Below are 11,833 nucleotides of genomic sequence, written 5' to 3'. Positions count from 1 at the left end.
CGTCTGCCGCTATTCACGGGCCGCTCGACGGGAGTCGATCGGCCCGTCTCTCGCTTCGCGACAAGGTTTTTCGATGGCAAAGAACAATCTCCAGTTTCTCGACGTGCCACGCCAGGATCCGGCCAAGGTGGCCGTACCGGTGCGCATTCACGAGTTCGCCGAGATCTACGGTCAGTTCGACAAGGAGACCGCGGCGTCGCAGGCCGGGCGCTGCATCTCCTGCGGCAATCCGTACTGCGAATGGAAGTGCCCGGTACACAACTACATTCCGAACTGGCTGAAGATGGTCAACGAGGGCAATCTGTTCGAGGCAGCGGAACTGTCTCACCAGACCAACACCCTGCCCGAGATCTGTGGCCGTATCTGCCCGCAGGATCGTCTGTGCGAGGGCGCCTGCACGATGAACGACGGCCTTGGCGCGATCACGATCGGCTCGGTCGAGAAATACATCACCGACGAAGCCTTCAAGCAGGGCTGGCGCCCGGACGTCTCGGATGTCGTCTGGACCGACAGGAAGGTTGCCGTCATCGGCGCCGGACCGGCCGGGCTCGGCGCGGCCGATATCCTCGTGCGCGGCGGCGTGAAAGCGGTGGTCTACGACAAGTATCCGCGCATCGGCGGCCTGCTGACCTTCGGCATCCCACCGTTCAAGCTCGAAAAGGACGTGATCGAGACCCGTCGTCAGGTCATGGAAGGCATGGGTGTGGAATTCCGGCTCGGCTGCGAGATCGGTCGCGATGTCTCCATCGAGCAGCTCATGGAAGAATACGATGCCGTGTTCATGGGCATGGGCACCTACACCTACATGAAGGGCGGCTTCCCGGGCGAAGACCTCGAAGGCGTGCACGAAGCACTGCCGTTTCTCGTCGGCAACATCAATCGCGAGATCGGTGTCCGCGGCGAGCATCCCTTCCTGGACATGAAAGGACAGCGCGTCGTCGTGCTCGGCGGTGGCGACACCGCGATGGACTGCAATCGCACCTCGATCCGTCAGGGCGCCAAGGAAGTCATCTGTGCCTATCGGCGCGACGAAGACAACATGCCCGGGTCGACACGGGAGTTCGAGAACGCCAAGGAAGAAGGCGTGACTTTCCTGTTCAACCGTCAACCGGTCGAGATCGTCGGCGATACCAAGGTCGAGGGCATCAAGATGGTCACGACCAAGCTGGGCGAGCCGGACGAGCGCGGCCGACAGCGCCCCGAGCCGGTACCCGGCACCGAGGAGGTCATCCCGGCCGACCGCGTGATCATCGCCTTCGGGTTCCGTCCCAATCCACAGGACTGGTTCGAGACACACGATATCGACTGTGATGACGGCGGCCGCGTGGTCGCGCCCGAAAAGGGACGTTTCAAGCACCAGACCACCAACCCGAAGATCTTCGCCGGCGGCGATATGGTGCGTGGTTCGGACCTGGTGGTGACAGCCGTGTTCGAGGGCCGCGAGGCCGCCAAGGGTATCCTCGACTATCTGGAAGTGTGATCCGAGCGGGTCACCGGCACGTACGACAAAGGCTCGCTTGTGCGGGCCTTTTTCGTACCACGCCTGTCATGTCATCTGAATCGGCGTTATTCATGCATGGCGAACACATGGTATTCATGGCGTCGGCGGGTATGTCCTCCGAGCCGACACGTATGCGCGACGCACGAGGGTTGTCACACTGGACATCATGATCCGCCTCATTCCAGTTGACAACGCACTGCGTCGACATGCAGCACGACTGCGGCCACTCGGACTCGCCATCGCGATTCCGGCGCTACTGGCCGGCTGCGTGCTGCCGGCCAACGTGCCACCGCCCGATGCCGTGGCACCGGATCAGTATCGTGCCGGCGATGATCAACCCAGCGTGTGGCCCTCGGCCACATGGTGGCAGAACTTCGATTCGCCGGAGCTCGATCGGCTGATGGGACAGGCCAGACGCGCCAATTACGACATCGCGGCCGCCGCCGCCCGTGTGGCCCAGGCCGATGCCCAGATCCGGGTCTCCGGTGCCTCGCTGCTGCCGAGCCTCAACGCGCAGGGCACGGCATCCCGCAACTATCAGGCCGGTTCCGATCGATCGAACTCGATCTCCCTGCCCAACGGCAACGGCGGTACCACTACCACGACGCTCGGCTCCGGTGGTTCGACCGCCAGCAACAATTACCAGGCCACCCTGAGTGCCAGCTATGAGCTGGATTTCTGGGGCCAGAACCTGAGCAATCTGAAATCGGCGAAACAGGCAGCGCTGGCCAGCCGTTATGATGCCGCCACGGTCGCGTTGAGCACCGAGGCCAGCGTGGCCTCGACCTACTTCACGATCGTCGCCACGCAGGATCGTCTGAAGATCGCGCAGGACAATCTCGCCACCGCACGCGATCTGCTCAAGGCGCTGCAGGCCCAGCTGCAGGTCGGCATTGCCAATGCGCTGGACGTCGCGCAGCAGGAAACCCAGGTCGCCAACCAGCAGGCCGCGATTCCGCCGTTGCGCCAGCAGCTGCAGCAGAACATCAATGCCCTGGCGGTACTGCTCGGCCAGCCGCCGGCCGCGCTGAATATCCGGATCGCCGATCCGTCCGCGCTGACGGTCCCGACGATCGCGGCCGGATTGCCGGCCACACTGCTGACGCGTCGTCCGGACATCGCCCAGGCCCGCGCCCAGCTCGCCGGCGCCCGCTACGATGTCTCCTCGGCCAAGGCCGCCCTGTTTCCGAGCTTCGACCTGACCGCTCAGGGCGGCTGGCAGAATGCCCTGCTCGGCGGCTTGTTCGATCCGGTCAACGAATTCTATTCCCTGGCCGGCAACATCACGCAGCCCATTTTCCAGGGCGGCGCGCTGCGCGGGCAGCTGGCCGTCAGCCGGGCTCGCTATGCCGAACTGCTCGCCGACTACCAGAGCACGGTTATCAATGCCTTCGAGGACGTGGACAACGCGCTGACCGATGTCCGCCAGACGACGGAACAGGAAAAACGTCAGGCCCATGCGGTCGCGCTGGCCCAGCGTGCGCTTGATATCTCCCGCGCACGCCTGCGCGAGGGCATCACCGATGTCACGACCGTCCTGGACACCGAACAGACGCTGTTCTCCGCGCGCGATACACTGGCCCAGACCCGCCAGGCCCGTCTGAACGCAGCGGTCAGCCTGTACCAGGCGCTGGGCGGCGGCTGGGACGAGGACGATATCGACACCGCGCAGATGCCCGCGCTGTAACCCGTGACGATGTTTCGTGCCAGCCCCGGACAGGCGTTTTTCAATGCACACAGGAAGCATACCGCATGCCTCGTGCGCCGGGCGTGCAGACAAGCCACGCTCGACAAACACGACCCGGTGGCGGCCCGACCGCCCGTGCCGACGAATCGGGGGGCCACTGAAAACGACGGGCACATGACCGCACAACAATCTATTGCCACGGCGCCGCGGCGCCCCATCCCGCGCAGCGCGGCTTCGGCCCACGGCCGCCCACCCGATGCCCGGACCACACATCAACAGGCCCGAGGACCGTTGCCACGATGACCATCAAACGCCTGCTGATCGTGCTTGTCATGCTCGCCGTACTGGCCGGGCTGATCTGGTACGGTTTCTTCATGCAAGCCGGGGGCCCGCCCACCACACGCGGTGCCGGCGCCGCCGATCGCGGCGTGCCGATCCTGACCGCTCGAGCAACCACAAAGAATGTGCCGATCATCCTTAACGGTGTCGGTACCATCCAGGCTTTCCAGACCGTCACCGTCCAGCCGCAGGTGGGTGGCAAGCTGCTTTCCGTGAATTTCACCGAAGGGCAGCGCGTAGAAAAAGGCGACGTGCTCGCCAAGATCGACCCGGTGACCTACAAGGCCGATCTGGACGAGGCCAAGGCTCAGCTCGCACTGGACCAGTCCGCCCTGGCCAATGCCCGGCTGGATCTGAAACGCTATGCCAAGCTCGCCAAGACCAACTATGTTTCCCAGCAGCAGGCCGATCAGGCGCGCGCGACCGTGCGCCAGGACGAAGCCCAGGTCGCCTCCGACAAGGCCGCGATCGACAGTGCCCGCGCCACGCTCAGCTATACCTCGGTGAAAGCCCCGATCACCGGGCGTACCGGCCTGCGCCAGGTCGATGAAGGCAACATCGTCCAGGCTGATTCGACCGATCTCGTGGTCATCACCCAGGTCAAGCCGATCACAGCCGTGTTCACCCTGCCCTCCGACGATATCGGCGCCATCACGGCCGCCCGACGCGACGATGCCAAACTGACTGTCACTGTCACCGGCGCCCAATCGAATGACGTCCTCGATACGGGCGAACTGTCGGTGGTCAACAATCAGGTGGACACCGACACCGGCACGATCCGGCTCAAGGCCGTGTTTCCGAACGAGCAGGAACAGCTCTGGCCCGGCCAGTTCGTCAATGCGCACCTGCGGGTCGGCACCCGCACGGATGCCACCGTGGTGCCGATCGCCGCGGTACAGGAAGGCCCGAACGGCGCGTTTGTCTATACCATCGATGCCGACGACAAGGCCGCGATGCAATCGGTCGATGTGCTTCAGCAGAACGAGACCGAAGCCGTCATCGGGAGCGGTCTGGCGCCCGGCGATGAGGTGATCACGGCCGGCTTCGGCCAGCTGTCCGATGGCACCAAGATCAAGCGGCCGAAGACCGACGACGCCTCGGGATCTGGCACGGACACATCGCCCGGTATCGCCGGCGCCGCCGATGACGCGTCCAGCAGGAACCGGACATCGTCGCCCGCAACAGGACAAGACAAGGCCGGCGACCGCAACTGATGCGCGTCTCCGATCTGTTCATCCGACGCCCGATCGCGACCTCGCTTCTGGCGTTCGCGATCCTGCTCGGCGGCCTGCTGGGCTATCGCTTCCTGCCGATCTCCGCCTTGCCGCAGGTCGATTTCCCGACGATTCAGGTCACCACCCGTCTGCCCGGCGCCAGTGCCGATACGATCTCGCGATTGGTCACGGCCCCGCTGGAACACCAGCTCGGCGAGATTCAGGGCCTGGCCGACATGACCTCGACCAGTTCGGCCGGGCGCAGCCAGATCACGCTGCAGTTCGGCCTGAACCGCGACATCGATGCCGCCGCCCAGGACGTTCAGGACGCGATCAACGAAGCCCAGGGGGATCTACCGAACAATCTGCCGTATCCCCCCAGCTATTCAAAGGTCAATCCGGCCGACACGCCCATTCTGTCGCTGGCCCTGACATCGAAGACGCTCCCCATGTCGCGGCTTTCAGACATCGCCGACACGCTGCTGGCCCAGCGGCTGTCCGAGGTCGCCGGCGTCGGCCATGTCTCGGTCGAGGGCGGTGTCCGGCCAGCCGTGCGCATCCAGGCCAATGTGCCGCAACTGGCCTCGTACGGCCTCGGTCTGGAAAGTCTGCGCAGCGCCATCGCCGCGGCCAACGTCAATCAATCCAAGGGCTCGTTGTCCGGGGCGGTCAAGGCTTACACGATCGATGCCAACGACCAGCTGGCCAACGCCGCCGCCTATCGGGACCTGATCGTCGCCTACGAAAACGATGCCCCGGTACGGCTGTCGGACGTGGCCGACGTCGTCTCCGGCGTGGAGGACAACCAGGTCGCCGCCCACTTCAACGGCCAACCCGCGATCGTGCTCGACGTGCTGCGCCAGCCCGGCGCAAACATCGTCAACACGGTCGATGCCCTGAAGGCGAAACTGCCGGACCTGGAGAATGCCATGCCGGCCGGCGTCCACATGCAGGTCGTCTCCGACCGGACCGGCACCATTCGTGCCTCGGTCCACGACGTGCAGTTCACGCTGGTGCTGGCCGTGGCCCTGGTGGTGATGGTCGTCCTGCTGTTTCTACGCAGCCTCAGTGCCACGGTCATCGCCGGTGTCGCCCTGCCTTTGTCGCTGGTGGCGACATTCGGGGTGATGTGGTTCGCCGAATTCTCGCTCGACAACCTGTCGTTGATGGCGTTGACGATCGCCACGGGCTTCGTGGTCGATGACGCCATCGTGATGATCGAGAACATCGTCCGGCATCTCGAAAACGGCGAGTCGCCGATGACCGCGGCCTTCCGAGGGGCCGGCGAAATCGGTTTCACCATCGTGTCGCTGACGCTGTCGCTCGTGGCGGTCTTCATCCCGCTGCTGCTGATGCCGGGTATCGTGGGCCGGCTGTTCCATGAATTCGCGTTGACGCTGTCGGTCGCCGTGGTCGTTTCGGCCATCGTCTCGCTCACGCTCACCCCCATGATGTGTGCCCGCCTCCTGTCGGGCCGCCGGTCGCGCCGTCCGGGCCGGCTCGGCCGCGCCGCGACCCTTGCCGATCGCGGCGTGGCCCGGCTGACGGACGTCTACGCGCGATCCCTGGCCGTGGTGCTGTCATTCCGAGGCACCACGCTTTGGGCGACCGCGGCGACGCTGGTCGTCACGATCGCGCTTTATGTATTCATCCCGAAGGGCTTTCTGCCGCAGGAGGACACAGGCCTGCTGACCGCCCAGACCCGGGCGACGCAGTCGATCTCGTTCGCGGCGATGAAAAAGCTGCAGTCACGCGTCGATGCGGCCGTGCGCGCTGATCCGGATGTCCGGGGGGTGAGCTCCACGGTCGGCGTGAGCAGCAACAACACCACGCCGAACCAGGCCAGCATGTCCATCGTGCTCGCCCCACGTGCCGACCGCGATGACGATATCGATACCCTGATCGCCCGGCTGAACCGGCGTGTCGCCGATATTCCGGGCGCCGGCGTGGTGTTCAAGGCCGTGCAGAGCATCCAGATCGCCACCACGGGCGGGCCCACGCAGTATCAATACGTGCTCACCGACAGCGATCGGGCACGGCTCACGAAATGGTCCGACGCCTTGACGCATCGGCTCCAGGGCGCCGACGGTCTGCGCCACGTGTCCTCGGACATCACCAATCGCGGTCAGCGGGTTCAGGTCAACGTCGATCGCACCACGGCGGGCCGCCTGGACGTGAGCATGCAGGCCATCGACGACACGCTCTACGATGCCTTCGGCCAACGTCAGATCTCGACGATCTACGGGCAGGCCAACCAGTATCGGGTGATCCTCGAAGCCGCACCGCGCTTCCAGACCGATCCGTCGGTCATGGCCAATCTTTATGTCCCGACCGGCGACAACACCCAGATTCCGTTGCACAGCGTCGCCGATACGCATCTGGGCACCGCCCCGCTCGCGGTACAACGCCAGGAACAGTTCCCGGCCGCGACGCTGAATTTCGACCTCGCGCCCGGCGTCTCGCTCGGCCAGGCGGTACAGACCATCCAGCAGGCCGAACAGACGATCGGCATGCCGCCAGCGATCCAGGGTACGTTCGTGGGCAGTGCAGCGGAGTTCTCCAAGTCGCTGGCCGCCGAGCCCTGGCTGATTCTGGCGGCAGTGATCGTGATCTACATCGTGCTCGGCGTGCTCTACGAGAGCTTCATCCACCCGTTCACGATTCTCACCACCCTGCCATCAGCCGGCGTCGGTGCCCTGGCCGCACTCTGGTTGTTCGGTTTCGATCTGTCGATCGTGGCCCTGATCGGCATCATTCTGCTGATGGGTATCGTGAAGAAGAACGCGATCATGATGATCGACTTCGCCCTCGATGCCGAGCGCGGCCGCGGGGCCACTCCCGAAGCCGCCATCCGCGAGGCCGCGCTCAAGCGCTTCCGGCCGATCATGATGACCACGCTGGCCGCCCTGCTCGGCGCCCTGCCGCTGGCCCTGTCGGACGGCGTCGGTTCCGAACTGCGCGTGCCGCTCGGGGTGACGATCATCGGCGGGCTGCTCGTCAGCCAGCTGATGACGCTCTACACCACACCGGTGATCTATCTGGCGATGGACGGCGTGCGTGAGCGCATGGCGCGCAGCCGCCTCGGCCGGCGTCTTGGCGCCTCCGACCGCCAGGCGAGCCAGCGCGGTCTGGCGCCACCGGCGCGCTGATCGAGCGGCATGCATCTGTCGGCTCCGTTCATTCGCCGCCCGATCGCCACCGTACTGCTGGCGATCGGACTGATGCTGCTGGGCGCGGTCAGCTATATCTTCCTGCCCGTGGCCAACCTGCCGCAGGTGGATCTGCCGATCGTCACCGTTTCGGCAAGTCTGCCCGGTGCCAGCCCGGAAACCGTCGCCGCCACGGTGGCCGCGCCACTCGAACGACGTCTCGGCCAGATTCCGGGCGTGACCGGCATGACCTCGACCAGCACACTGGGCTCGACGCAGATCATGATCCAGTTCGCCCTGAACCGGGACATCGACGGGGCCGCCCAGGACGTGCAGTCGGCGATCAACGCCGCCCAGGCCGATCTGCCCGGTAATCTCCCCGAACAGCCGCATCTGCGCAAGATCAATCCCTCGGCATTCCCGATCCTGATCCTGGCGCTGACGTCCAAGACGCTGCCGACCAGCCAGGTCTACGACGTGGCCGATACGGTCATCGCCCAGCGCATCGCCCAGGTTCAGGGGGTATCGGATGTCAACGTCACCGGCGCAGAACAGCCGGCGATTCGTGTCGACATGCAGCCGCATCGTCTGGCCGACATGGGCGTGGGGCTCGAGGCGGTGCGCCAAGCGATCACGGGCGCCAACACGCTCGGACCGCTCGGCAGTTTCGGCGGCGCCGACCAACGGCATGACGTGGCCACGAACAGCGAACTGACCTCGCCGCAAGGCTACGCCGACATCCCGATCAAGCGGGCCGACGGCACGCTCGTGCCGCTTTCCGATGTCGCGCACGTCTATCGCGGCACGCGCGATCGTCTGCAGACCGGCGGCTACGACGGTCGTCCGGCGGTGCTGCTCATCGTGCACCAGTCTGCCGGTGCCAACGTCGTGGATACCGTCGCCCGCATCAAGGAGATGCTGCCCACGCTGGATCGCTGGACCCCGGCCGGCATCGATGTCTCGATCTTCTCGGACCGCACCACGACCATCCATGCCAGCGTCGACGATCTGCAGTTCACCCTGGCTGCCAGCATCGCGCTGGTGATGCTGGTGGTGCTGTTGTTCCTGCGTCGGGCGGTAGCCACCGTGGCGGCCGGCATCACGGTGCCGTTGTCACTGGCGGGCACGGCCATCCTGATGTGGCTGTGCGGTTTTTCGCTGGACAATCTGTCGTTGATGGCGCTGACCATTTCGGTCGGCTTCGTCGTCGACGATGCGATCGTCATGATCGAGAATGTCTACCGCAATCTCGAAGCCGGCATGCGGCCGTTGCGGGCGGCTTTCGCCGGGGCCAAGCAGATCGGCTTCACGGTGGTCTCGATCAGCATCTCGCTGATCGCCGCGTTCAGCCCACTCGTGCTCATGGGCGGCATCCCGGGGCGCATGCTGCGCGAGTTCTCGTTGACGCTGGTCTTTGCCATCGCGGTGTCGGCCGTCGTGTCGCTGACCGTCACACCGATGATCTGCAGCCGCTTCATCCAGCGCGGGATGAAGCCACGGGAAACCCGCCTGGACCGGCTCATGGAGCCGTTGCTCGAACGCCTGAACACACTTTATGCGGCCAGCCTGAAGCCGGTCATCGGCGCGCGCTGGCTGATGCTCGGCGTGACCTTCCTGTCGCTGGTGTGCATGGTCGCGTTGTTCATCCATCTGCCAAAAAGCTTTCTGCCCGAAGGCGATGCCGATCTGATCATCGGCTCAGTGCAGGGCGCGCCCGATGCGTCGTTCGAGCGCATGGTCGCGTTGCAATCGCGGATCGAGAAGATCGTGGCGGCCGACCCCGCCGTAGCACATGTCGGCGACTCGATCGGCTCCTCCGGCCGGGGCGGCTCGAATTCGGCACAGATGTTCGTGGCCCTGGTCCCGGCCAGCCAGCGAACGGCCACCGCACAACAGGTCATCGACCGGCTGCGGCCCAAGCTCGCACAGATCCGCGATGCCCGGACCTATCTGCATGCGATCCAGTCGTTGCCGACCGGCGTGCACGGCGGCGGACGCGGCAGTTATTCGTTCACCCTCTGGAGCCCGGACCTCGACCTGCTCGACGAATGGACGCCCCGCGTGCTCGCGCGTCTGAAGCAGATCGGCGCGCTCACCGATGTGTCGTCCGATCGCAACGATGGCGGACCGCAGGTCAATCTGGTCATCGATCGTGATGCCGCCGCGCGCCTGCATGTCTCGGTCAATGCGATCGATACCGCACTCAACAACGCCTTCTCGCAGCGCCAGGTCTCGACCATCTATACCGACAACAACCAGTACAAGGTCGTGCTCGGCGTCGGCCCGGCGCATCAGCGCCAGGTCGATGACGTGCGCGATATCTATGTCTCGGCCGACGACGGCACCCAGGTACCGCTATCCGCGGTCACCACGCAACAGATGGGCACCGCGCCGCTGTCGGTCAGCCACGACAACCAGTTTCCTTCGGTCAGCTTCAGCTACAACCTGGCCGCCGGCGCAACGACAGGGACTGCCCGTGCGGCGATCGCCGACGCCCTGGCCGAGCTGCATCCGCCGGCCGATCTGCACATCGACCAGGACAGCGATGCCAATCCGGCCAGTGCGGGCCACGAACTGTTGTTGATCGTCGCGGCTCTGGTCTCGGTGTATCTCGTTCTCGGCATTCTCTACGAGAGCCTGTTGCATCCGTTGACCATCATCTCGACCCTGCCCTCGGCCGGTTTCGGCGCGGTGCTGGCGCTGTATCTGACCAATACGGCGCTGTCGCTGATGCCGGTGATCGGCATCGTGCTACTGATCGGCATCGTGAAGAAGAACGGCATCATGCTCGTGGACTTCGCGCTGGAGGCCGAGCGGCGACGCGGACTGTCGGCCGAGGACGCGATCTTCGCCGCCGCGCGAGAGCGCTTCCGGCCGATCACCATGACCACGATGGCGGCCGTGTTCGGCGCCGTGCCACTGCTGCTGTTCACCGGGCCCGGCTCGGAGCTGCGCCAGCCGCTCGGCGTCACCATCATCGGCGGGCTGATCGTCTCTCAACTGCTCACGATCTACACCACGCCGGCGATCTATCTCGTGATGGATCGGATGCGGGCCCGGATGCGCGGGCTGCGGCAGCGTCTGTTCGGTGTTCGGAATCAATGATCGAGACGCTGTCTCGAACGCCACGCGTCGAGTCTCTACAATGCCGGCTCATCCGCCCCATCCGGACGCTGCCGTGCCCACCGCCCTGACCGATGACCGCGACCGCCTGATCTTCGCTCTCGACGTGCCCGACGCCGCGTCGGCGCGGGCACTCGTCGAGCGTCTGGCCGATCATGTGACCTTCTACAAGGTCGGCCTGGAGCTGGCGATGTCGCCCGGTTACTTCGAGCTCATCGACTGGCTCAAGGCCCGGGGCAAGAAAGTCTTCGTGGACGTCAAACTCTTCGATGTGCCGGCCACCGTGGCAGCCGCAGTGGCACGTCTGGATGCCCGTGCGGTGGATTTCATCACCATCCACGGCAACCAGTCGATCATGGAAGCCGCGGCCGCCGCGCGTCGGGGCGATACCCGCATTCTGGCGGTGACGGCCCTGACCAGCCTGGACCGCGGTGACATGACGGATCTCGGCTTCGACTGCGACATCGGCGATCTGGTGCTCTCCCGCGCCCGGCGGGCACTGACAGCCGGCTGCGACGGTGTGGTCTCCTCCGGTCTGGAACTCGAACGACTGCGGCGCGAGGCGCCCGACACCTTGGTGACAGTCACGCCCGGGATCCGCCCGGTCGACAACGATGCCCCGCCCGACGACCAGAAGCGCGTGATGACACCGACGATGGCGATCGCCGCCGGCGCCGATCACCTGGTGGTGGGCCGGCCGATTCGTGAGGCTGACGATCCGGCCGCGGCTGCCGCAGCGATCCAGCAGGAGATCGCCACCGCCGTGGCCACCCGCGGCACGGGTGTCGCGGGGCCCGGTTCCAGTCGGTAGAATCGCTGA

The 11,833-nt window shown here is 65.4% G+C and carries 6 protein-coding genes; all 6 read left to right on the top strand.

Going from position 1 to position 11,833, the window contains the following annotated elements; genetic code table 11:
• The first annotated feature begins 73 nt into the window (after positions 1-73).
• The 6 genes from D3260_RS04075 (at position 74) to pyrF (ending at position 11,824) form a co-directional block, all read left to right on the top strand.
• Positions 74-1,480, top strand: coding sequence for an FAD-dependent oxidoreductase (locus D3260_RS04075; protein WP_120097300.1), 1,407 nt, complete (start codon positions 74-76; stop codon positions 1,478-1,480).
• Between the two features lie 187 nt (positions 1,481-1,667).
• Positions 1,668-3,188 carry an efflux transporter outer membrane subunit gene (locus D3260_RS04070; protein WP_120097299.1) on the top strand — a complete coding sequence of 507 codons (1,521 nt, stop codon included), beginning with the start codon at positions 1,668-1,670 and terminating at the stop codon, positions 3,186-3,188.
• A gap of 299 nt (positions 3,189-3,487) precedes the next feature.
• Positions 3,488-4,741: an efflux RND transporter periplasmic adaptor subunit gene (locus D3260_RS04065; protein ID WP_120097298.1), complete on the top strand. Its 1,254-nt coding sequence runs from the start codon at positions 3,488-3,490 to the stop codon at positions 4,739-4,741.
• Positions 4,741-7,890, top strand: coding sequence for an efflux RND transporter permease subunit (locus tag D3260_RS04060; protein ID WP_120097297.1), 3,150 nt, complete (start codon positions 4,741-4,743; stop codon positions 7,888-7,890). The genes D3260_RS04065 and D3260_RS04060 overlap by 1 nt, the downstream gene beginning before the upstream one ends.
• A gap of 9 nt (positions 7,891-7,899) precedes the next feature.
• Positions 7,900-10,995: an efflux RND transporter permease subunit gene (locus D3260_RS04055; RefSeq protein ID WP_120097296.1), complete on the top strand. Its 3,096-nt coding sequence runs from the start codon at positions 7,900-7,902 to the stop codon at positions 10,993-10,995.
• A gap of 40 nt (positions 10,996-11,035) precedes the next feature.
• A complete protein-coding gene (pyrF, locus tag D3260_RS04050; protein WP_120097295.1) occupies positions 11,036-11,824 on the top strand; it encodes an orotidine-5'-phosphate decarboxylase in 789 nt (262 codons plus the stop codon).
• Positions 11,825-11,833 lie beyond the last annotated feature (9 nt).

It is taken from the genome of Salinisphaera sp. Q1T1-3 (assembly GCF_003602005.1).
Taxonomy (GTDB): Bacteria; Pseudomonadota; Gammaproteobacteria; order Nevskiales; family Salinisphaeraceae; genus Salinisphaera.
Note: the sequence above shows the minus strand (reverse complement) of the source record. Positions and strands in the feature narration are given on the sequence as shown.

Coding starts and splice junctions, on each gene's coding strand:
- D3260_RS04075 (WP_120097300.1), top strand. CDS start 74: ATGGCAAAGAACAATCTCCAGTTTCTCGACGTGCCACGCCAGGATCCG.
- D3260_RS04070 (WP_120097299.1), top strand. CDS start 1,668: ATGATCCGCCTCATTCCAGTTGACAACGCACTGCGTCGACATGCAGCA.
- D3260_RS04065 (WP_120097298.1), top strand. CDS start 3,488: ATGACCATCAAACGCCTGCTGATCGTGCTTGTCATGCTCGCCGTACTG.
- D3260_RS04060 (WP_120097297.1), top strand. CDS start 4,741: ATGCGCGTCTCCGATCTGTTCATCCGACGCCCGATCGCGACCTCGCTT.
- D3260_RS04055 (WP_120097296.1), top strand. CDS start 7,900: ATGCATCTGTCGGCTCCGTTCATTCGCCGCCCGATCGCCACCGTACTG.
- pyrF (WP_120097295.1), top strand. CDS start 11,036: ATGCCGGCTCATCCGCCCCATCCGGACGCTGCCGTGCCCACCGCCCTG.